The organism is Streptomyces sp. V1I1, assembly GCF_030817355.1.
Lineage (GTDB): Bacteria > Actinomycetota > Actinomycetes > Streptomycetales > Streptomycetaceae > Streptomyces.
Genome location: NZ_JAUSZH010000001.1, coordinates 4,441,031 through 4,462,634 on the forward strand (window position 1 = coordinate 4,441,031; position 21,604 = coordinate 4,462,634).

Annotated in this window: 22 protein-coding genes; 15 read left to right on the forward strand and 7 right to left on the reverse strand. The window is 69.5% G+C overall.

Translation table 11 applies throughout. The features are described 5' to 3' along the window. Positions 1–155 precede the first annotated feature (155 nt). From QFZ67_RS20975 to QFZ67_RS20990, 4 genes are all read left to right on the forward strand, one after another. Positions 156–824, forward strand: coding sequence for a class I SAM-dependent methyltransferase (locus QFZ67_RS20975; RefSeq protein WP_307662605.1), 669 nt, complete (start codon positions 156–158; stop codon positions 822–824). 299 nt (positions 825–1,123) lie between these two features. Next, a complete protein-coding gene (locus QFZ67_RS20980) occupies positions 1,124–1,561 on the forward strand; it encodes a helix-turn-helix domain-containing protein (RefSeq protein ID WP_307662606.1) in 438 nt (145 codons plus the stop codon). A gap of 32 nt (positions 1,562–1,593) precedes the next feature. Next, positions 1,594–2,211, forward strand: coding sequence for a hypothetical protein (locus QFZ67_RS20985; RefSeq protein WP_307662607.1), 618 nt, complete (start codon positions 1,594–1,596; stop codon positions 2,209–2,211). Positions 2,212–2,408: 197 nt separating this feature from the next. Continuing rightward, positions 2,409–2,747 (forward strand): DUF2516 family protein, encoded by a 339-nt coding sequence (locus QFZ67_RS20990; protein WP_307662608.1) that lies wholly within the window; start codon positions 2,409–2,411, stop codon positions 2,745–2,747. A 57-nt stretch (positions 2,748–2,804) separates the two neighbouring features. Here the strand turns inward: QFZ67_RS20990 and QFZ67_RS20995 are convergent, their stop codons facing one another. The 3 genes from QFZ67_RS20995 to QFZ67_RS21005 form a co-directional block, all read right to left on the reverse strand. Next, positions 2,805–4,043, reverse strand: coding sequence for a PP2C family protein-serine/threonine phosphatase (locus tag QFZ67_RS20995; protein ID WP_307662609.1), 1,239 nt, complete (start codon positions 4,041–4,043; stop codon positions 2,805–2,807). 237 nt (positions 4,044–4,280) lie between these two features. Then, a complete protein-coding gene (locus QFZ67_RS21000; RefSeq protein WP_307662610.1) occupies positions 4,281–5,339 on the reverse strand; it encodes a C40 family peptidase in 1,059 nt (352 codons plus the stop codon). A 205-nt stretch (positions 5,340–5,544) separates the two neighbouring features. After that, a complete protein-coding gene (locus tag QFZ67_RS21005; RefSeq protein ID WP_307662611.1) occupies positions 5,545–6,327 on the reverse strand; it encodes a trans-aconitate 2-methyltransferase in 783 nt (260 codons plus the stop codon). 157 nt (positions 6,328–6,484) lie between these two features. Between QFZ67_RS21005 and mshA the strand changes: the two genes are divergently transcribed. The 3 genes from mshA (at position 6,485) to QFZ67_RS21020 (ending at position 10,154) form a co-directional block, all read left to right on the forward strand. After that, positions 6,485–7,825, forward strand: coding sequence for a D-inositol-3-phosphate glycosyltransferase (mshA, locus tag QFZ67_RS21010; protein ID WP_307662612.1), 1,341 nt, complete (start codon positions 6,485–6,487; stop codon positions 7,823–7,825). Next, on the forward strand, positions 7,818–8,333 hold the full coding sequence (locus QFZ67_RS21015; protein WP_307662613.1) for a YbjN domain-containing protein: 516 nt from the start codon (positions 7,818–7,820) through the stop codon (positions 8,331–8,333). The genes mshA and QFZ67_RS21015 overlap by 8 nt, the downstream gene beginning before the upstream one ends. A 126-nt stretch (positions 8,334–8,459) precedes the next feature. Further along, positions 8,460–10,154: a glycosyl hydrolase family 28-related protein gene (locus QFZ67_RS21020; protein WP_307662614.1), complete on the forward strand. Its 1,695-nt coding sequence runs from the start codon at positions 8,460–8,462 to the stop codon at positions 10,152–10,154. 38 nt (positions 10,155–10,192) lie between these two features. On the opposite strand, the gene QFZ67_RS21025 is transcribed toward QFZ67_RS21020, so the two are convergent. Continuing rightward, the gene (locus QFZ67_RS21025) at positions 10,193–11,530 is read right to left on the reverse strand and encodes an MFS transporter (protein WP_307662615.1); all 1,338 of its coding nucleotides are present in this window, start codon (positions 11,528–11,530) and stop codon (positions 10,193–10,195) included. Positions 11,531–11,652: 122 nt separating this feature from the next. Between QFZ67_RS21025 and QFZ67_RS21030 the strand changes: the two genes are divergently transcribed. Continuing rightward, positions 11,653–12,414, forward strand: coding sequence for a phosphoglyceromutase (locus QFZ67_RS21030; RefSeq protein ID WP_307662616.1), 762 nt, complete (start codon positions 11,653–11,655; stop codon positions 12,412–12,414). Between the two features lie 89 nt (positions 12,415–12,503). Here the strand turns inward: QFZ67_RS21030 and QFZ67_RS21035 are convergent, their stop codons facing one another. Together QFZ67_RS21035 and phoU are read right to left on the reverse strand one after the other, a co-directional pair. After that, a complete protein-coding gene (locus QFZ67_RS21035; RefSeq protein WP_307662617.1) occupies positions 12,504–12,653 on the reverse strand; it encodes a hypothetical protein in 150 nt (49 codons plus the stop codon). A 114-nt stretch (positions 12,654–12,767) separates the two neighbouring features. After that, positions 12,768–13,445, reverse strand: coding sequence for a phosphate signaling complex protein PhoU (gene phoU, locus QFZ67_RS21040; protein WP_307662618.1), 678 nt, complete (start codon positions 13,443–13,445; stop codon positions 12,768–12,770). 211 nt (positions 13,446–13,656) lie between these two features. Between phoU and QFZ67_RS21045 the strand changes: the two genes are divergently transcribed. Together QFZ67_RS21045 and QFZ67_RS21050 are read left to right on the forward strand one after the other, a co-directional pair. After that, positions 13,657–14,931 (forward strand): cell wall metabolism sensor histidine kinase WalK, encoded by a 1,275-nt coding sequence (locus QFZ67_RS21045; RefSeq protein WP_307662619.1) that lies wholly within the window; start codon positions 13,657–13,659, stop codon positions 14,929–14,931. After that, complete coding sequence (locus QFZ67_RS21050) at positions 14,928–15,608, forward strand: response regulator transcription factor (protein WP_142217884.1); 681 nt, start codon at positions 14,928–14,930, stop codon at positions 15,606–15,608. Before QFZ67_RS21045 ends, QFZ67_RS21050 begins: the two co-directional genes overlap by 4 nt. A gap of 97 nt (positions 15,609–15,705) precedes the next feature. On the opposite strand, the gene QFZ67_RS21055 is transcribed toward QFZ67_RS21050, so the two are convergent. Then, a complete protein-coding gene (locus QFZ67_RS21055) occupies positions 15,706–16,395 on the reverse strand; it encodes a DUF461 domain-containing protein (RefSeq protein WP_307662620.1) in 690 nt (229 codons plus the stop codon). A gap of 587 nt (positions 16,396–16,982) precedes the next feature. On the opposite strand from QFZ67_RS21055, the gene QFZ67_RS21060 reads away from it, so the two are divergent. From QFZ67_RS21060 to rlmB, 5 genes are all read left to right on the forward strand, one after another. After that, positions 16,983–17,465, forward strand: coding sequence for a CarD family transcriptional regulator (locus tag QFZ67_RS21060; RefSeq protein WP_003953493.1), 483 nt, complete (start codon positions 16,983–16,985; stop codon positions 17,463–17,465). A 287-nt stretch (positions 17,466–17,752) separates the two neighbouring features. Further along, entirely contained in the window at positions 17,753–18,499 is a 747-nt protein-coding gene (gene ispD, locus QFZ67_RS21065) for a 2-C-methyl-D-erythritol 4-phosphate cytidylyltransferase (protein ID WP_307662621.1), read from the forward strand. Next, positions 18,489–18,974 carry a 2-C-methyl-D-erythritol 2,4-cyclodiphosphate synthase gene (gene ispF, locus QFZ67_RS21070; RefSeq protein ID WP_307662622.1) on the forward strand — a complete coding sequence of 162 codons (486 nt, stop codon included), beginning with the start codon at positions 18,489–18,491 and terminating at the stop codon, positions 18,972–18,974. Before ispD ends, ispF begins: the two co-directional genes overlap by 11 nt. 149 nt (positions 18,975–19,123) lie before the next feature. Continuing rightward, positions 19,124–20,524, forward strand: coding sequence for a cysteine--tRNA ligase (gene cysS / locus QFZ67_RS21075; RefSeq protein WP_307662623.1), 1,401 nt, complete (start codon positions 19,124–19,126; stop codon positions 20,522–20,524). A 115-nt stretch (positions 20,525–20,639) separates the two neighbouring features. Further along, positions 20,640–21,590, forward strand: coding sequence for a 23S rRNA (guanosine(2251)-2'-O)-methyltransferase RlmB (gene rlmB / locus QFZ67_RS21080; protein ID WP_307662624.1), 951 nt, complete (start codon positions 20,640–20,642; stop codon positions 21,588–21,590). The last annotated feature ends 14 nt before the right edge of the window (positions 21,591–21,604 follow it).

The following is a 21,604-nucleotide window of genomic DNA, read 5'->3' on the forward strand; positions in this document are numbered from 1 at the left end:
ACCACTACCCGCCTGCGCAATGAGACCGGTAGGACGTGGAGCCGATACGACGCTGGAGATCACACACGGTCACCGGCCGGTTGGGTTCCACGGGGAACTGGTGACAGTTGAATGCGAGAGCCCACCAGTAGGCCGTCGCACACTATCGTCGGCTGATGCGCGCCCACCATATTGACCGCCCAGCCGATCTCGACGTGGTCCGTGAGTCCTATGACCGCGTGGCCGACAACTACGCCCACATGGTGGTGACGACGGGAGTCGGCGACATCCGTAGCCATCCATGGCTCAAGGCATCAATCGACGCCTTCGCTGACACCGTGAGCGAGCTTGGGCCTGTCCTCGACGTCGGCTGCGGACCCGGAACGGTGACCGCCTACCTTGCCGAACGCGGACTCGACGTGTCCGGGGTCGATCTCTCTCCTCGCATGATTGAGAACGCGCGCCGTCTTCATCCGCAATGCCGCTTCAGCGTTGCCTCTGCGACCGACCTCGACCTTGGTGAAGCGTCCCTTGGCGGCGTGCTCGGGTGGTGGTCACTGTTCAACCTCCCCCGTGACGTCCTTCCTCAGGTTCTCGCCCTGTTCGCGCGCGCCCTGAAGCCAGGCGGACACTTCATCACCGCTACACACGTCGGCGACGAAGACGCGGTGCGCACCGAGGCCTACGGAGGTGTACCCGTTCGTTGGACGACGCACAAATGGCGGCCGGAACAACTCGTGGACCTGATCGAGCAGGCTGGACTGCGCCCGGTCGCCGAACTTCGGCTCCCTGCAGATGAGCAAAGCGGGCCAGGTCTGGTCGTCATGGCCAAGCAACCCGGCTGAGAATCCGGCGCCGGAAGCGGCACAGGGTCCCGTGCCGGGCAAGGCTCCTCCGGACGGTCGCGACGCCGCCCACCAGTATCAGCCCCCGAAACGCCCTCGACTCACGGTAGTCAGTCGCAGAGCAGGTTCAGTGAGACGCAGGCCCGGATCAGATCAGCTTTGGTGAGATTGGAGCGGGTCGCTTGAGACGGGACAGCACGACAGTCGGCGTGCTGAGTAGCACCCAGTCACATGTGCCTTGGAACACTATTGCAAGCATGTGCTTGCAATAGTTAGCACGCCTGGTGCACCATCAAGGCATGGCATCACTCAACGTCGGCAATCTCGGCGAGTACCTGCGCGAGCAGCGGCGCACCGCGCAGCTCTCGCTCCGGCAGCTCGCCGATGCCGCCGGGGTGTCCAATCCGTATCTGAGCCAGATCGAGCGCGGGCTGCGCAAGCCGAGCGCGGAAGTGCTGCAGCAGGTCGCCAAGGCCCTGCGGATCTCCGCCGAGACGCTGTACGTGCGGGCCGGGATTCTCGACGAGCGGGAGCGGGACGAGCTGGAGACGCGCGCCGTCATCCTCGCCGACCCCTCGATCAACGAGCGGCAGAAGCAAGTGCTGCTGCAGATCTACGAGTCCTTCCGCAGGGAAAACGGCATAGATGTGAGCGGCACGGATGCACATGGAATGGATGCCGACGATGACGGCCCCCGCACGGCCGACGGCAGTGATGCCGACAAACCCTCAGCCTGAACACCGACTTGCGATCCGGGAGGACCACAGTCATGGCCATCACCGATGACCTGCGTAAGACCCTCACCGACCCGACCCCCCTCTACTTCGCGGCCGGCACGGCCGATCTCGCCGTTCAGCAGGCGAAGAAGGTCCCCGCGCTGATCGAGCAGCTCAAGGCCGAGGCCCCGAGCCGTATCGATGCCGTACGCAACACCGACCCCAAGGCCGTCCAGGAGAAGGTGACCATCCAGGCCAAGGAGGCCCAGGCCACCGTTCAGGCCAAGGTCACCGAGGTGCTCGAGACCTTCGACACCGACCTGAAGAAGCTGGGCGAGAGCGCTCAGGACCTGGCGCTGCGCAGCGTCGGCGTGGCCGCCGAGTACGCCGTCAAGGCCCGTGAGGCGTACGAGAAGGTCGCCGAGCACGGCGAGCAGACCGTGCGGGCGTGGCGCGGCGAGGCGGCCGACGAGATCGCCGAGATCGCTGTCGCCGTCGAGCCCGCGGCCGAGGTGAAGGCGGAGCCGAAGACCGAGGCGAAGACCGAGGCGAAGACCGAGGCCAAGGCCGAGCCCAAGGCCGAGTCGAAGAAGCCCGCTCCTCCGGCCGCCCGCAAGGCCCCGCCGTCGCGCAAGCCCGCGGCGAAGAAGGCCACCCCGCCGACCAAGTAGGCCAGCGCGAGCAGGGCCAGCGCGAGCAGGCCCAGCGCCGGCAGGCCCAGCGCCAGCAGGCCAGGTCTGGGTAGGCCAGTGCTGGGTAGGCCAGCAGTATCGAGCGGACGGGCCGGGCCCCTTCGGGGTGCCCGGCGCGTTCTCCCGGTACCTTGGCCGCGAGGCGCTACGAAACCACTTCTTAGGCGGTGCTCAGCATGTTGCGTGCGGGATTCGACCTCGGTCTCTGGCTGATCCTCGACCTGGTCTTCCTCGTCTCCTCCGTGACCGCACTGGTCATGGCTGCCCTGGCCCGCGAGGACGCCTACCGCGCCGCCGACAAGCAGAAGAAGTCCTTCTGGCTGATCATCCTGGGCGTCACGGTCGCGTTGAACGTGTTCGTCTCCGTGCTGTTCCTGTCGATCGCCGGGCTGATCGCCACGATCGTCTTCTTCGTGGACGTACGGCCCGCCCTCAAGCAGGTCTCCGGCGGCGGCCGCAAGGGCGGCGGTTCCAGCAGCGACGGTCCGTACGGTCCGTACAACGGCGGCCGGTAGCGAGACCCAGGCCCCCGGGCCCAGGCCCCCAGGCGCAGCCGCCCAGACCCGGGCGCGCTAGCTCCGCGAACCGTTTCTGCTGAGCAGCAGCACGGCCACGTCGTCCGTCAGCTCCCCGCCGTTGAGCTCGCGCACCTCCGCGACCGCCGACTCCAGCAGCGCCTCGCCGTCCAGTCCCGCCGCGAGCTGCCGGTTGATCATCTCGACCATCCCGTCCTGGCCGAGCCGCTGCTTCGCGCCCGGCCCCAGACGGCCCTCGATCAGCCCGTCCGTGTACATCATCAGGCTCCAGGCGCCGCCCAGCTCCACCTGGCGGCGCGGCCAGCGGGCCCGCGGCAGCAGGCCGAGCGCCGGGCCGCCGTCCTCGTACGGGAGCAACTGCGCCGCGCGCCCCTGCCGGGCGATCAGCGGCGCGGGGTGGCCCGCCAGGCACAGGCCGGCCCGACGGCCGTCCGGCGCGATGTCGACCGTGCAGAGCGTCGCGAAGATCTCCTCGCTCTCCCGCTCGTGCTCCAGGACCTGCTGGAGCGTGGAGAGCAGTTCGTCCCCGCACAGGCCTGCGAACGTCAGGGCCCGCCAGGCGATGCGCAGCTCGACGCCGAGCGCCGCCTCATCCGGGCCGTGCCCGCAGACGTCGCCGATCATCGCGTGGACCGTGCCGTCCGGGGTGCGGACCGTGTCGTAGAAGTCGCCGCCGAGCAGCGCCCGCGAGCGGCCCGGCCGGTAGCGCGCCGCGAACCGCAGGTTCGAGCCCTCGAGCAGCGGGGTGGGCAGCAGTCCGCGCTCCAGGCGGGCGTTCTCCTGGGCGCGCATCCGGGACTCGGCGAGTTTGACCTGGGTCACATCGGCGCGCTTGCGCTCGACGGCGTACCGGATGGCGCGGCTCAGCAGCCGTCCGTCGAGCTCGTCGCGGAACAGATGGTCCTGGGCGCCGACACGTACCGCCTCCGCGGCGCGCTCGGCGTCTCCCGATGTGGTCAGGGCGAGGACCGCGTGGCGCGGCGCGAGCCGCAGCACGTGCTTGAGCGGGCCGAGCTCCTCCTCGCCGGCGCCGGGCAGCGCCAGGTCGACGAGGATGCAGTGGACGTCGTCCGTGAGCAGCCGCTCCGCCTCGGTGAGATTGCGGGCGGTGCGGATACGGACCCGGGTCCCGGCCGCGTCGAGCAGCTCGGGGACGGTGAAGGTGCCCGCCGGGTCGTCCTCGATCACCAGGAGGGTGAGGTCGCCGCCATTGGTGCTCCCATGGGCGGGGGCCGCGACGGAGGCGTTCCTCTGTCGCGGTACAGGTACGGGCATCTGACTGGTCTTCCTTCCCTCCCCCCGAGGGCGCGGTCGAGCGACGTTCGACGCCCCACCGGACGAGGACACTAGCGGTACCGGCAGCCGAGCGGAATGGCGTACGACACGGCGTACCGCAAAGAGTCACTGTCATATGCCGCGCATGGGGCGGTACTTGCCCCTTCGTCCCTGAAGGCGGCCATGACGAACATCACCTGAAGGCGGCCATGACGAACATCACGAGGGTCATATGCGTCACTTGTCGGGGCGTACGACTCCGAGAATCGTCATCGAGCCCGCGCCCGCAATCGTCACATTCCGCCCCGGACGCGGGGCGTGCACGATCGCGCCGTCGCCGATGTACATCCCCACATGGCTGGCGTCCGCCCAGTAGATGATCAAGTCGCCCGGCCGCATGTCCTTGATGGCGATCCGGGGAAGCAGCCGCCACTGCTCCTGCGAGGTGCGCGGGATGCCGCGCCCCGCGGCCGCCCATGCCTGTGACGTAAGCCCCGAGCAGTCGTACGACCCCGGGCCCTCCGCGCCCCACACATACGGCTTGCCGATCTGCGCCGTCGCGAACCGGATCGCCTTCTTGCCCTGCGCGCTCGACTTGCTGTTGACGTCCTTGAGCGCGCCGGAGCTCAACCAGGCCGTCTGCGCCTTGTACTGCGCCTGCTGCTCCAGCTGGAGCAGCCACTCGCGCTCCTCCTTCTCCAGCCGGTCCTCTATCTTCTTGGCCGCGGCGATCCGGTCGTTGATCTCCTTCTTGGCCTTGGCCTGCTTGACGCGGTTGGCTTCCAGCTTCTGCCAGTGGGCGCTCGCGTCCTTGGTGTACGACGCCAAGTCGGCCTGCGTCCTGGTCAGTTCGCCCAGGAGGTCTTTGGTCGCCTTCTGGCCCTGCTGGATCCTGCCTGCCCCGTCGAGGAAGAGCTGCGGGTCGTCGGTGAGCACCAGCTGCGCCTCGGGCGGCAGTCCGCCGTCGCGGTACTGGGCGCGGGCGGCGGCGCCGGCGCGGTTCTTCAACTCGTCGATACGGGCCTGGCCCTTCACGATCTCCTGCGCCAGCTTGACGATCTCGGCCGACTGCTTGTCGGCCTGCTCCTCGGCGAGGTTGTACGCGTCGGTCGCGGACGACGCCTTGCGGTAGAGCCCGTCGAGCTCGAGGCGTACCTCTTCCAGCGACTTCTTCGGCGCGACCGGGCCGGCTGCCGGCGGCGGCTCGGGAGCCGCGAACGCCTGGCCGGGTGACGCCAGCACAGTCAGTGCGCAGACCAAAGTGATCGCGGCAGTGGCACAGCGGCGTCGGTTCACGACTTCCCCTCCGGTCTCCGGACTCAGTACGAGCGCCAGAACCTAAATATGATTTACCGTCAGTAACTTACGGTTGACGTCGAGATGGTGCCACGACGTCCGCAAAAGTGACAGGGTCCCCCGGCACATCGCTGCCGATCGGCCGATCAATCCCACCCGTCAGGGACGAACAACGCTCCCTCTGCGTTCCCCCGTTCGCGCCTGTTCAGACAGAATTGGGTGCGAGCGCGGCCCAGTTCACCGTGACTTCCCCCTGCCGCCACCGCCGCCGGCCGTCCGCCAGTGGCCAGTCGCCCGCCAGGTCCCCCACGGCCTTGATCCAGCGCTGCCGGGCGCCCAGCGAGGCGTACGGAGCCGCCGCCGCCCACGCCCGGTCGAAGTCCCGCAGGAAGGCGTGCACCGGCTCGCCCGGCACATTGCGGTGGATCAGCGCCTTGGGGAGGCGTTCCGCCAAGTCGGACGGTCGCTCCAGCGAACCGAGCCGGGTCGCGAAGGTGACTGTCTGCGGCCCCTGTGGGCCCAGCGCGACCCAGACGTGCCGCCGCCCGATCTCGTCGCAGGTGCCCTCGACCAGCAGCCCGCCGGGTGCGAGGCGCGCGCAGAGCCGCGCCCAGACGGCGGCGACCTCGCCCTCGTCGTACTGCCGCAGCACATTGGCGGCCCGTATCAGCGTCGGCCGCGCCGGGAGGGGGACCTCGAAGCCGCCGTGCCGGAAGCTGAGCCCCTCGCGCTCGTACGGCTTCGCTGCCGCAACTCGCGCCGGGTCGATCTCGATGCCGACGACCTCGCAGCGGGGGTCGGCGGTGCGCAGCCGCTGGAGCAGTTCCAGGGCGGTCCAGGGGGCGGCGCCGTAGCCGAGATCGACGGCGACGGGCGCCTCGCCGCGGCGCAGGGCGGGGCCGTGGGTGGCCGCGATCCAGCGGTCCATTCGGCGCAGCCGGTTGGGGTTGGTCGTCCCGCGGGTCGCGGTGCCGACGGGACGGGTCATGGAGCGAGGGTATGCGTTCGCGACACGGCGGTCCGAAGGTAATGATTTGGCAAATCGGAAGAGGGCGGGAAATGGAAGGGCAGAGTCCGCTGTTGTCAGCTGGTGGAGGGCTGCTTTTCCGCAGCTTGCCCTGCCCGGAACGAGGAGGACCTTCGACGTGAGCCAGTACGTCTCCCGCCTCGGCAGCGGTCTGGTGGCTCCGCGCATCAGGTTCCCCGGTGGCCATCGCAAGCCGCGCCGGATCGCCATGCTCAGCGTCCACACCTCCCCGCTGCACCAGCCGGGGACGGGCGACGCGGGCGGCATGAACGTCTACATCGTCGAACTCGCCAAGCGCCTCGCCGCCATCAACATCGAGGTCGAGATCTTCACGCGGGCGACCGCGGGCGGGCTCCCGCCGGTCGTGGAGCTGGCTCCCGGCGTACTCGTACGCCATGTCGACGCCGGGCCCTACGAAGGCCTCGCCAAGGAGGACCTCCCCGCCCAGCTGTGTGCCTTCACACACGGCGTGATGCAGGCATGGGCAGGCCACCGCCCCGGCCACTACGACCTGGTCCACTCCCACTACTGGCTCTCCGGCCATGTCGGCTGGCTCGCGGCCGAGCGGTGGGGCGTCCCGCTCGTGCACGCCATGCACACCATGGCCAAGGTCAAGAACGCCGCGCTCGCCGAGGGCGACACACCCGAGCCGGCGTCCCGCGTCATCGGCGAGACGCAGATCGTCAGCGCCGCGGACCGGCTGATCGCGAATACCGCGGAGGAGGCCGACGAGCTCGTCCGCTTCTACGACGCCGACCCGGCGAAGGTCGCCGTCGTGCACCCCGGCGTGAACCTGGACCGCTTCCGTCCGGCTGACGGGCGCGCCGCCGCGCGGGCCCGGATAGGCGTGCCCCAGGACGCCTTCGTGCCCCTCTTCGCGGGCCGCATCCAGCCCCTGAAGGCCCCCGACATCCTGCTCCGCGCGGTCGCGCTGCTGCTTGAGCAGGACCCCTCGCTGCGCTCGCGGCTCTACGTGCCGATCGTCGGCGGTCCGAGCGGCAGCGGCCTCGCCAAGCCGGAGGGCCTGCAGAAACTGGCCGCCCGCCTCGGCATCGCCGACCTCGTCCACTTCAAGCCGCCGGTCGGCCAGGACCAGCTCGCGGACTGGTTCCGGGCCGCGTCGACGCTGGTCATGCCCTCGTACAGCGAATCCTTCGGCCTGGTGGCGATCGAGGCGCAGGCGACCGGCACGCCCGTGGTGGCGGCCGCCGTCGGAGGCCTTCCGGTGGCGGTACGCGACGAGCTGACCGGCATCCTGGTCCAGGGCCACAACCCGGCGGACTACGCGGCCGCGCTGCACCGTTTCCTCGCCGACCCGGCCCTCGCCGCCCGCATGGGCGCGGCGGCCGCCCGGCACGCCGAGTCCTTCGGCTGGGACACGGCGGCGTCGGCGACGGCGGACGTCTACACGGCGGCGATGTCCGAACACCGCCGACGGGTACGCTCGCACCATGGCTGACGTACAGCAGGCCGCGGTACAGCAGGCCGCGCAGGTCATCGAGCGCACCCTCAAGGACGCAGAGCTCGACTGGGAGAGCCCGGAACCCGGCTCGTACGTCGTCAAACTCCCCGGCACCCGCAAGCTGTCGACGACCTGCTCGCTGCTTGTCGGCAAGCACTCGCTGTCCATCAACGCCTTTGTGATCCGCCACCCGGACGAGAACGACGCGGCGGTCCACCGCTGGCTGCTTGAGCGCAACCTCCGCCTGTACGGAGTGAGTTACGCGATCGACCGGCTCGGCGACATCTACCTGGTCGGCAGGCTCCCGCTGTCCGTCGTCACCCCGGAGGAGCTGGACCGCCTGCTGGGCACGGTCCTTGAAGCGGCGGACGGCTCCTTCAACACACTGCTGGAGCTGGGCTTCGCGAGCGCGATCCGCAAGGAGTACGCGTGGCGGGTGTCGCGGGGCGAGTCGACGCGGAACCTGGACGCGTTCACACATCTGACTCAGCGCCCGGCCAACTGAGCCGGATCCAGACCCGGTTACCTTACGGTTCCCTGCTGCTCGACCCCTTCCGTGCGCCGCGGCCTCGTGGCATGCTCGCCGCCGACGCACACCTGAACGTAGTTCACATCTATGGAAGGCGGGCTCATGGGGACCGGTCAACGCGCCATCAGCAGACGGAGTCTGCTCGGCAGTGCCACAGCCGTCGCGACGGCCTGCGTCACGGGTGGCATCACGGGCGGCATCACGGGCGCCGGAACCGCGGTCGCCGGTGAGAGGAAAGCCACCTCCCTCCTGTGGACGGAGTTCCGCCGCGCGCCCTGCAACCACCCCCAGATCCCGTACGTGGGACGGGCCGGACAGCGAGGCGGTGCCAAGAACTTCCCCCGCCGGCCCGTCGTCGCCAACGTCCTTGCGTACGGGGCGAAACCGGACGGCTCCGCCGACGCCGCCCCCGCGATCAACCGTGCCGTCGCCGCTGTTGGCGAACGCGGCGGCGGCACGGTCCATATACCCGTCGGCACCTACCGCATCGACGATGTCATCCGCATCGGCCACAGCAACGTCGTCCTACGCGGCGCGGGCAGCGCCCGCACCACGCTGTACGCCACAAAGAATCTCACCGAGCTCATCGGCCCGTACGGCAGCCGCTACGGCGGCGACAAGTCCTCCTGGTCCTGGGCCGGCGGCCTCATCTGGCTCTGCCCGCAAGCGCGTTGGAACAGCCTCACCGATGCCATCAAGGCCAAGGCCTGGCCCTTCGAGGGCTGGACCGGCAACAAGCGCGACGAGTGGCGCACCCTCGCCACCGTCCGACCCGCGAGCCGCGGCGACTGGTCCGTCACCGTCCCCGACGCCTCCCAGCTCCGCCGCGGACAGCTCGTCCTGCTCCGCCTCGCCGACGACGCCGGCCACACCCTGCTCGAGCACATGGCGGGCGGCGGTGCGGGCCCCGAGGCGTACGTCTGGGACGACAAGACCAAGCTGACCTCGTACGTCCCCTATGAATGGCCCGTCCGCATCGCGGCCGTCAAGCGGAGCACGGTCCCCTTCGAGCGGCCGCTGCCGCTCGACCTACGCCCCGAATGGGACCCGAGAATCACCACCCTCGTCACCCCCCTCACCGGCTCCGGCGTCGAAGGGCTCACCCTGGAAGCCGTCGAGACCCCGCAGTCCCAGCACCTCCTCGACAAGGGGTACAACGGCGTTACCTTCCAGTGCGCGTACGACTGCTGGGCCGACGACATCACCGTCCGCCACGTCGACAACGGCTTCGGCCTGGTCGCCGCCTCCGCCTGCACGCTGCGCCGCACCAGCGTCGAAGGCCGTGGCTCGCACCACCCGTACTTCTGCCGCGAGGGCTCGCACGACAACCTCATCGAGGACTTCACCATCGCGCAGCGCACCGTCGCGGCGCCCGCGAACACACAGCTCCACGGCATCAATGTGGAAGGCCTGTCCAGCTACAACGTGTGGTCGCGCGGCCGGATGGAGATGGGCACCTTCGACACCCACCGAGGGATGCCGTTCGCCAACGTCCGCACCGAGATCACCGTGAACAACAACGGCCGCCACGGCGGCGACGCTTCCGCCGGCCCCCTCTATGGCGCTCGCTTCACCCACTGGAATGTGACGGTCGCCAATGAGCGCGCCGGACTGATCAAGATCGACGAGATCGCCCCGTACAGCGCGACCGTGGCCATTTCCACGGTCCGGGAGTTCGACCAGATCGACGTCCCGGACTTCAAGGGGAGCCTCAACTCCCGCCTGGAGGCGTACGGCGCCCCCGGCGCCGTACGCCCCCGCAATCTGTACGAGGCCCAGCGGGCGCTGCGCACCTGAGCGATCGACGAGCGCGGGGGTGCGGCAGGAGGCGGCGTCTACTGAACGGCAGCAGGCGGACTGACCGTGTCCCGCACCGGCTTGTCCTCGGCCGCCACATCCTCGGCCGCCACATCCTCGTCTTCCACGTCCTCGTCTTCCGCGTCCTCGCCCTTTGCGTCCTCGTCATTCGCCGGCAGCCCGCGCATCAGCAGCCAGTACCCGAGCCCGGCCACCGTCCCCAGCACCGCGCACACGCCCCACAGCCACTCCGCGCCGAACCGGTCGATGACAAAGCCGGCCAGCAGCGGCGCGACCAGCGCCGCCACCGACCAGGACATGGTGTGCATGCCCTGGTAGCGGCCGCGGGCGTGCACCGGCGAAAGCCGCACCACAAGTCCGGTCTGGGTGGGCGCGTTGACGATCTCGGCCAGCGTCCAGACGCAGACGGTCAGCGCGTACACGGCGATCGACCCGGCGAAGGCGGTGAGCCCGAAGCCGTACCCCGCAAGCAGCGAGGAGATGATCAGCAGCCGACGCGGATCGCGGTGCTCGATGAGGCGGGTGACCGGGATCTGCAGGGCGACGATCAGCACGCCGTTGACGGCGATCGCCATGCCGAAGTCCGAGCTGGAGAAGCCGTCCGCGCCCATCGCCAGCGGCAGTCCGACAGGCCCCTGCATAAAGATCAGTGCGATGAGGAACGAAAGCCCGACGACGCTCATGAACCGCCCGTCGCGCAGCACGGTCCCCAGGCTGATCTCCGGCTCCGCGGGCCCCGCCGCCGTCGCCTTCGCCCGCTCGGGCCGCGACTCCGGAAGCTTGACGAAGACGACGACCGCGCAGATCAGCGTCATCGCGGCCTCGCCCAGGAAGCCTGCGAGGTAGCTGTACTCGGCGATGAAGCCCGCGGCCGCCGACGAGACGGCGAACCCCAGGTTGATCGCCCAGTAGTTGAGCGAGAAGGCCCGCACCCGGTCCTCGGGCCGGACGATGTCGGCCATCATCGCCTGCACGGCGGGCCGGGAGGCGTTGCTCGCCATGCCCACCACAAAGGCGACGGCCGCGATGGCGGCGGGGTGCTGCATGAAGCCGAGTACGGCCACCGAGACGGCCGTCGAACTCTGCGAGATCAGGAGGGTCGGCCGCCGTCCGAGCCGGTCGGCCATCACACCCGCGCCGAGGGAGGAGACGACGCCGCCGAGCCCGTGGAGAGCTACCACCAGCCCCGCGTACGAGGCCGAATAGCCCCGGTCCAAAGTCAGATAGAGCACCATGAAAGTGGCGACAAAAGCCCCAAGTCGGTTGACCAGAGTGCTCGTCCACAGCCACCAGAACTCGCGGGGGAGTCCCGAGACGCTCTCTCTCGCGGCACGTCTCAGACCGGCGACTGACATACGGATTCCCCCCGGGTGTAAGTGGCTTAGTGCGCATCCGCAAGTTACATACGCCGGGCCCCGGCCGCCAGCCAATTGACGCGGGCCGTCAACCGTCGGCGGCGTCTATTAGGCTCGGACACATGGCCGACGCACCGTACAAGCTGATCCTCCTCCGCCACGGCGAGAGCGAATGGAACGCGAAGAATCTGTTCACCGGCTGGGTGGACGTCAACCTGACGGAGAAGGGCGAGAAGGAGGCAGTCCGCGGCGGTGAGCTGCTGAAGGACGCCGGCCTGCTCCCCGACGTACTGCACACCTCACTGCAGAAGCGCGCCATCCGCACGGCGCAGCTGGCGCTGGAGGCCGCGGACCGTCACTGGATCCCGGTCCACCGCTCCTGGCGGCTGAACGAGCGTCACTACGGCGCGCTCCAGGGCAAGGACAAGGCGCAGACCCTGGCCGAGTTCGGCGAGGAGCAGTTCATGCTGTGGCGCCGTTCGTACGACACCCCGCCGCCGGCCCTCGAGGACGGCACGGAGTTCTCGCAGAGCGACGACCCGCGCTACGCGACGATCCCGAGCGAGCTGCGCCCGCGCACCGAGTGCCTCAAGGACGTAGTCGAGCGGATGCTGCCGTACTGGTACGACGGCATCGTCCCGGACCTGCTGACGGGCCGCACGGTCCTGGTCGCCGCCCACGGCAACAGCCTGCGCGGACTGGTCAAGCACCTCGACGGCATCTCGGACGCCGACATCACGGGCCTGAACATTCCCACCGGCATCCCGCTGGTCTACGAGCTCGACGAGGACTTCAACCCGCTCAAGCCGGGCGGCACCTACCTCGACCCGGACGCCGCGGCGGCGGCGATCGAGGCGGTCAAGAACCAGGGCAAGAAGAAGTAGCGCGGTACGTACGCGAGAGGGCCCCGTCCGTTGAGGATGGGGCCCTCTCGTATGCGTACGATGCCATACGAAGTCGTACTAGCGTTCGGCTAGCCGCAGCAGCCGCCGCACTGGCAGGGCGCGCCCGACTGGCAGCCGCAGCCACAGCCGGAGCCGCAGCCGCAGGCGCCGAGGACGGGCAGGAACACCACTTCAACAGGTGTGTCCTGCTGAAGTTCGGTCGTGGGGGATTCGGCCATGGTCCCTCCTCATGGGCGTACGAGATGTGCCGCCTCTGCCCATCCCATGCCCACTGCGGCGGGCGCATCAACAGCGCGCGGAGGCATGGCCCGCCCGCCGGGCCTCCGCGGCGGTTACGCGCCCTCGACCTGCGTCGGCGGCTGGAGCTCGTCCGCGTGCTCGCCCGTGACCAGGTACACAACCCGCTTCGCCACCGACACCGCGTGGTCGGCGAAGCGCTCGTAGTAGCGGCCGAGCAGCGTCACGTCCACCGCCGTCTCGATGCCGTGCTTCCAGCGGTCGTCGATCAGGTGCTGGAAGAGCGTGCGGTGCAGCAGGTCCATCTCGTCGTCGTCCGTCTCCAGCTGCAGCGCCAGGTCGACGTCCTTGGTGATGATGACCTCCGCCGCCTTGGCCATCAGCCGCTGTGCCAGCTGCCCCATCTCCAGGATGGTGGCGTGCAGGTCGTTCGGCACGGCCTTGTCGGGGAAGCGCAGCCGGGCCAGCTTGGCCACATGCTGGGCCAGGTCGCCCGAGCGCTCCAGGTCGGCGCTCATCCGCAGCGAGGTCACCACGATCCGCAGGTCCGTCGCGACCGGCTGCTGCCGGGCCAGCAGGGCGATCGCCCGTGCCTCCAGGTCGTGCTGCAGATCGTCGACCTTCTGGTCGGCGGCGATCACGTTCTCGGCGAGCTTGAGATCGGCGTCGAGCATGGCCGTGGTGGCGCGCCCGATCGCCGACCCGACCAGCCGGGCCATTTCGACCAGGCCCTCGCCGATCGAGTCCAGTTCCTCGTGGTACGCGTCCCGCATGGGGTGTCCCTCTCTAGATGTGACCGGGGTCCGGGTGGGGTCAGGGGTGCCCCTGTGGACCCCCACGCTCCCACGTTCTGTCCGTTACGCGTCCGGAGTCTCCCTCGCAAATGAACCGGCACTATCCCCTTGGTGAACTCTGGGCGACGACTGTTCGAGGTGCCACCCGAATGGCTGGGAGCATCTCGCCGACCACGCATAACCTGGATGCATGGACGTGAACGCGGCGGTCGCCGCAGCGGCAGCGATCGCCGGGTTGTGTACCGGTGTCATCGCCATGCTGGCGTTCCGCTGGAGCGAACGCGACCAGGCGAGACCCACTCGCACTTCCCTGCACACCGACGCCGTGCTGCCGCCCGGCGTCGACACGGTCCTGTCCGTGCTCCGCTCCTCCGCTGTCGTACTCGACGAGAGCGACTCCGTCGTCAAGGCCAGCTCCGCGGCGTACGCCCTCGGTCTGGTCCGCGGCGGGAAGCTCGCCGTCGAGCCGATGCTGCACATGGCCCGCGACACCCGTCGCGACGGCGAGATACGGCAGGTGGAACTGGACCTGCCCCGGCGCGGCACTGGCCGCGGCGAGGCCCTCGCCGTCTCCGCCCGGGTGGCCCCCCTCGGCTCCCGGCTCGTCCTTCTGCTGGTCGAGGACCTCACCGAGGCCCGCCGGATCGAAGCGGTACGGCGGGACTTCGTCGCGAACGTAAGCCATGAGCTCAAGACCCCGGTCGGTGCGCTCTCCCTGCTCTCCGAGGCGGTCATGGACGCCTCGGACGACCCCGAGGCGGTCACCCGTTTCGCTGGCCGGATGCAGATCGAGGCGACCCGGCTCACCAATCTCGTACAGGAGCTCATCGACCTCTCCCGGGTGCAGAACGACGACCCGCTGGAGGACGCCGAACCGGTACGCGTGGACGAACTGGTCGCCGAGGCCATCGACCGCTCCCGGCACCCCGCTTCCACCAAACAGATCACGATGGCCGTCGGGGGCGGAGGCCCTGGGGGATCCACCGCCGACCTGCGCATCTGGGGCAACCGCGGCCAGCTCGCCGCGGCACTCGGCAACCTGGTCGAGAACGCCGTCAACTACTCGCCGGCCCGCACCCGTGTCGGCGTATCCGCGCGCCGTGTCTCCGCGCCCGGTGGGGATCTCATCGAGATCGCCGTCACCGACCAGGGCATCGGCATCTCCGAGAAGGACCGTGAGCGGGTCTTCGAGCGGTTCTACCGCGTCGACCCCGCCCGCTCCCGGGCCACCGGAGGCACCGGCCTGGGCCTGGCCATCGTCAAGCATGTGGCCGCCTCGCACGGCGGGGAGGTCACTGTGTGGAGCTCCGAGGGCCAGGGCTCCACATTCACCCTGCGGCTGCCCGAAGCGGGCGCCGGCCGGGAACGCTCATCCAACGGACCGGATCGCGTCGACGAGGACGACGACCGGCCTTTCGACACCGATCCGAACGCCGAAATCCCTGCCCCGGAGGTCCTTCCGTGACCCGAGTGCTCGTCGTCGAGGATGAGGAATCATTCAGCGACGCCCTGTCCTACATGCTCCGCAAGGAGGGCTTCGAGGTCGCCATCGCGACCACGGGGCCCGAGGGGCTCGACGAGTTCGAGCGCAATGGCGCCGACCTCGTTCTCCTCGACCTGATGCTGCCCGGGCTGCCGGGCACCGAGGTGTGCCGCCAGCTGCGCGGCCGCTCGAACGTCCCGGTCATCATGGTGACCGCCAAGGACAGCGAGATCGACAAGGTCGTCGGGCTGGAAATAGGAGCCGATGACTACGTCACCAAGCCCTTCTCCTCGCGGGAGCTGGTCGCCCGCATCCGCGCGGTCCTGCGCCGCCGCGGAGAGCCGGAGGAGGTCACCCCGGCGGCCCTGGAGGCCGGCCCGGTCCGGATGGACGTGGACCGCCACGTCGTCACGGTCTCGGGCGGGAAGGTCGATCTCCCACTGAAGGAGTTCGACCTGCTGGAGATGCTGCTGCGCAATGCGGGCCGGGTGCTGACCCGTATGCAGCTGATCGACCGCGTCTGGGGCGCGGACTACGTGGGCGACACCAAGACGCTGGACGTCCACGTCAAGCGCCTCCGAGCCAAGATCGAGCCGGACCCGGGTGCGCCGCGGTACCTGGTGACGGTGCGTGGTCTGGGCTACAAGTTCGAGCCGTAACCCGGCCCGGAACAGAGCCAAACCGGCCAGGAACATACGAGGGCGCCCCGCCAGGCTTCTGGCGGGGCGCCCTCGTATGCGTACGCGTACCGCTGCGTCAGTGGCCCGCGTCGTGGGACGCCGACGACGAGTCCGACGGGGTGCCCGGCTCGCCCGATTCGCCGTTGCCCGGCGTGCCCGCCTGGCCCGTGGCCGTCGGGGAGGGGGTGCCGGACGGCGTCGTGGACGGGGTGCCGGAGGGCTCGCCCTCCTGCGCCGGCGGCTTCGGCAGCGAGCTGGGGCCGTAGCTCGCAAAGAAGCTCGTCGCCGGCACCACGAACGCCTGCAACTTCACGTCGCCCGTCTCGCTGAAGCGGAAGACGGCCTCCTGCACGCCGCCCGCGTTCTTCGCCACCTCCTGGCCGTTCTCGATCACCGCGGACGCGTTGCCCGCGCCGCCGATGATCACCGAGCCCTGCGCCGGAACGGTGATCGGGCCCGAGCCCTGGGCCGGGGACAGCTTCACCGCGGTGTTCGAACCCGGCAGCGTGATCGCGTCGAGCGTCTGCTGCTTGGAGCCGTTGTTGAAGACCGTCGCGGAGACGGCCGCAGGGCCTTCGGCGTCCACCTTCGGCTGAGTGATCACCGTCGCGTTCTGGATCTCGATGGTGTCGACCGCCGTCGCGGCATTGTCCGGCTTGACCTTGAGAGTCTCCGCGTTGTTGCCCGCGCCGCAGGCGGCGAGCGAGGCGATCGAGAACACGACGGCAGTGGCGGCGAGGGCACCGCGTCGAAGGCTGCGGCTCACGGCGGCGGCATCTCCTTGGGCGTACGGACGGTCTGACTGGCTGGGGACGGGCTGGTGAACTGGCGTGCCAACCGGCCCGCAGATCGCCAAGCCTGTGTCAGTTCGCGCTTAGGTTACCGATCGCCCGTGCCCGCCCCGCACCCGACCCGCCCCTTCGCCCGCCCCGGCCGGTCCGCCGCCCCGTGCTCTCGCCGTTTCGTACTCCGTTCACATAACAGCGGTGATCAATTCCCCGGGCCACCGCACATTCCTTGCCGAATACCTGCCGGTGATCAATTCCGGATTCGGCGCGGATCCGTCCGTACGGGTGACCGACCGCCGAACGGAGTACGGGAAGTTCACCACTGGGAACCAGGCAAATCGGGACGTTCATACCCCTTGAGGGGGGTCTTGCGGTGTGTAACGCGCGCGTTTCTGTCCGCCCGTAGAGCCGCTCCGACCTGCGAATACCCCCCTCCACAAGTCGTCCGCAGCACGTTCGTGTTGCAGTTGTCAAGCCCCGAGATATGCCCTGACCTGCGAAAACGCCATTCAGAAGAAGCGGTTCTCGTGTTACTCTGGATAGCCACGGAAGGGGTACCTGTCACATGACGTTCAAGGTTGGCGACACCGTGGTCTATCCCCATCACGGGGCCGCGCTGATCGAGGCCATCGAAACTCGCCAGATCAAAGGCGTGGACAAGACCTACTTGGTGCTCAAGGTCGCCCAGGGCGACTTGACGGTTCGCGTGCCGGCGGACAATGCGGAGTTCGTAGGCGTACGCGATGTGGTCGGTCAGGACGGGCTCGACCGGGTCTTCGAGGTGCTGCGCGCACCGTATGCAGAAGAGCCGACGAACTGGTCCCGTCGCTACAAGGCAAATCTCGAGAAGCTCGCCTCCGGCGATGTCATCAAGGTCGCCGAAGTAGTGCGTGACCTGTGGCGTCGTGAGCGTGAGCGTGGGCTCTCCGCAGGTGAGAAGCGGATGCTCGCCAAGGCGCGCCAGATCCTGGTGAGCGAGCTCGCCCTCGCGGAGAACACCAACGAAGACAAGGCCGAGGCTCTGCTCGACGAGGTCCTCGCGTCCTGACGCACACAACGCACAAAAAATGCCGCGGTGCCCGCTGACATGCTGTGACTACTACAGTCCTGTCGCCGGGCGCTGCGGCATGTCCATCTCCATGTGTCTCTACTTGACGTGCCTCTGCTTTTCGCCGCCGCTCACAGCACGCACAACACCCCGACCCTTTGGTGTGCCGGGCCCGGGCGGCTGGCGCAGACCAGTTGTCACGGAAGGGTCCGGTCAAGGCGTCGCGCCCGGCACGCTGTGGCCATACCCATGTCGGCCGAGGAAACAAACCTGCGGGAGTGCAACCGATGTCAGACGAATCGCGCCCGTACCGCACCGCAGCGGTGATCCCGGCGGCCGGCCGGGGAGTACGGCTCGGCCCAGGCGCCCCCAAAGCGCTCCGTACGCTGAACGGCACGCCCATGCTCATCCACGCGGTACGCGCCATGGCCGCGTCCCGGGCCGTTTCGCTCGTCGTCGTGGTGGCCCCGCCCGAGGGCGCACCCGAGGTCAAGAACCTCCTCGACGAGCACGCCCTGCCCCAGAGGACCGACTATCTGGTCGTGCCGGGCGGTGACACCCGCCAGGAGTCCGTACGTCTCGGACTCGACGCGCTCCCGGACAACATCAGCATCGTCCTCGTCCATGACGCCGCCCGCCCGCTGGTGCCCGTCGACACCGTGGACGCCGTCATCGAGGCGGTACGGGACGGCGCGCCGGCCGTCGTGCCCGCGCTGCCGCTCGCGGACACCGTCAAGGAGGTCGAGCCGGGCGAGAAGGGCGCGCCCGAGCCGGTCGTCGCCACTCCCCCGCGGGCCCGGCTGCGCTCCGTACAGACCCCGCAGGGCTTCGACCGGGACACGCTCGTGCGCGCGCACGAGACGGGCGTGCTGAACGGCGAGGGCGCGACGGACGATGCGGGCATGGTCGAGCAGCTCGGCGAGCCCGTCGTGGTCGTACCCGGCCATGAGGAGGCGTTCAAGGTGACCCGCCCCCTCGATCTCGTACTCGCCGAGGCGGTCCTCGCCCGGAGGAGGGCCAACGATGGCTTTTAAGGTGCCCCGGATCGGCATCGGGACCGACGTCCACGCCTTCGAGCCGGGGCGCGAACTGTGGTGCGCCGGACTGCTGTGGGAGGGCGAGGACGGGCTCGCCGGGCACTCCGACGGCGACGTGGCCGCCCACGCCGCGTGCGACGCGCTCTTCTCGGCGGCCGGCGTCGGCGACCTCGGCGCACACTTCGGCACGGACCGCCCCGAGTGGTCCGGTGCCTCCGGTGTCACGCTGCTCGCCGAGGCGGCGCGGATCGTACGGGCCGAGGGTTTCGAGATCGGCAATGTCGCCGTCCAGGTCATCGGCGTACGCCCGAAGATCGGCAAGCGGCGTGACGAGGCCCAGAAGGCGCTGGGTGAGGCGGTCGGCGCGCCCGTCTCCGTGTCGGGCACCACGACGGACGGGCTCGGGCTTACCGGTCGCGCCGAGGGACTGGCCGCGATCGCCACGGCACTGGTGTTCCGGACGGCCGGCTGAAACCCGGCGTGAAATGCCCGATACGGGGGGCGAGTTGTTGACAGGAAGACCCGGCGCCCACTCGTATTCCGGTCGGACATAGTCACAAAGTTGTCCCCGCGGCCCAGAAGGGGCACGGGGCACTGGCATCGGGCCACTACCCTTGATGCGTGACCATTCGCCTGTACGACACCAGCACCCGGCAGATCCGTGACTTCACCCCGCTCCTGCCGGGTTGTGTCTCGATCTACCTGTGCGGCGCTACGGTGCAGGCTGCCCCGCACATCGGGCACATCAGGTCGGGTCTGAATTTCGACATCATGCGCCGCTGGTTCGAGTACCGCGGTTATGACGTGACGTTCGTGCGCAATGTGACGGACATCGACGACAAGATCATCAAGAAGTCGGCGGAGCAGAACCGCCCCTGGTGGTCGATCGGGTACGAGAACGAGCGCGCCTTCAACGACGGCTACGACGCCCTCGGCTGCCTGCCGCCCACGTACGAACCGCGCGCCACCGGCCACATCACCGAGATGGTCGAGATGATGCGCGGCCTCATCGAGCGCGGGCACGCCTACGAGGCCGACGGCAACGTCTACTTCGACGTGCGCTCCTTCGAGGGCTATCTGGAGCTGTCCAACCAGGAGCTGGACAACCTGCTGCAGCCGGAGAGCGAGGGCGAGACCGGCAAGCGCGACCCCCGCGACTTCGCCATGTGGAAGGCGGCCAAGCCCGGCGAGCCCTCCTGGGAGACCCCGTGGGGCCGTGGCCGCCCCGGCTGGCACCTCGAGTGCTCGGCGATGGCGCACAAGTACCTGGGCGAGGCGTTCGACATCCACGGCGGCGGGATCGACCTGATCTTCCCGCACCATGAGAACGAGATCGCCCAGGCCAAGGCCTTCGGCGACGAGTTCGCGAAGTACTGGGTGCACAACGCCTGGGTCACGATGAGCGGCGAGAAGATGTCGAAGTCGCTCGGCAATTCCGTGCTCGTCTCCGAGATGGTCAAGCGCTGGCGGCCCATCGTGCTGCGCTACTACCTCGGTACGCCACACTACCGCTCGATGATCGAGTACAGCGAGGAGGCCCTGCGCGAGGCCGAGTCCGCGTTCGCGCGGATCGAGGGCTTCGTGCAGCGCGTCGTCGAGAAGGCCGGGGGCCCGGTCGATGCCGCGCCCGAGGTCCCGCCCGCCTTCGCCGAGGCGATGGACGACGACCTGGGCGTCCCGCAGGCGCTCGCCATCGTCCACACCACGGTCCGCCAAGGGAACTCCGCACTGGCCGCCGACGACAAAGAAGCCGCCGTCGCCCGGCTCGCCGAGGTGCGGGCCATGCTCGGCGTCCTCGGCCTGGATCCGCTGGACGAGCACTGGGCGGGCGAGGCCGACCGCGGCCAAGACCTCCACGGCGTCGTCGACACCCTGGTCCGGCTGGTGCTGCAGCAGCGCGAGGCGGCCCGCGCCCGCAAGGACTGGGCGACCGCCGACGCCATCCGCGACCAGCTGCAGCAGACGGGCCTGGTCATCGAGGACGGTCCTGACGGGCCGCGCTGGACCCTCGGACCCCGCTGACCGGCGACAGCCGGGGGTCCGGGGGTGTCCCCCGGGACAAAAACAGCCCGCCCGGACTCCCGGGGGCACACTTTCTACATACGTACGTATTCGAAGCTTCAGGAAACAGGTAGTCATGGCCGGGAACAGCCAGCGCAGGAACCGCCGCACGTCCAACAAGAAGGGCGCGAAGGTCGGCAGCGGTGGCCAGCGACGCCGTGGCCTCGAGGGCAAGGGCCCGACGCCGCCGGCTTCCGCCCGTAAGGGGCACAAGAAGAACCGCATCGCCAACGCCCAGGCAAAGCAGGCCACGCGCCGCCCCGTCGCCCGGCGCGGCGGCAAGGGCACGTCCGAGATGGTCGTCGGCCGCAACCCCGTCTTCGAGGCGCTGCGTGACGGCGTGCCCGCCTCCACGCTCTACGTCCAGCAGTTCATCGACAACGACGAGCGGGTGCGCGAGGCGCTCCAGCTCGCCACCGGCCGCGGCAACATCCACATCATGGAGGCGCCGCGCCCCGAGCTCGACCGGATGACGAACGGGCTCAACCACCAGGGCCTGGTGCTCCAGGTCCCGCCGTACGAGTACGCGCACCCCGAGGACCTCGCGGCCGCGGCCTTCGACGACCACGAGGACCCGCTGATCGTCGCGCTCGACGGTGTGACCGACCCGCGCAACCTGGGCGCCGTCGTCCGGTCGGTGTCGGCGTTCGGCGGCCACGGCGTGGTCGTCCCCGAGCGCCGGGCGGCGGGCATGACGGCCGGCGCCTGGAAGACCTCGGCCGGCACGGCGGCCCGCACCCCGGTCGCCCGCGCGACCAACCTGACGCGGGCCCTGGAGTCGTACCAGAAGGCGGGCCTCACGGTGGTCGGCCTCGCGGCGGACGGTGAGCACGAGGTCGGCGACCTCGAGGCGCTGGGCGGCCCAGTCGTGATCGTCGTCGGCAGCGAGGGCAAGGGCCTGTCCCGCCTGGTCGGCGAGACGTGCGACTACCTGGTCCGGATCCCCATGCCGGGCGGCGCGGAGTCCCTGAACGCGGGAGTCGCCGCTGGTGTCGTGCTGTACGAGGCGGCCAAGCGCCGGGTCTGAAATAGGGGGCCTTG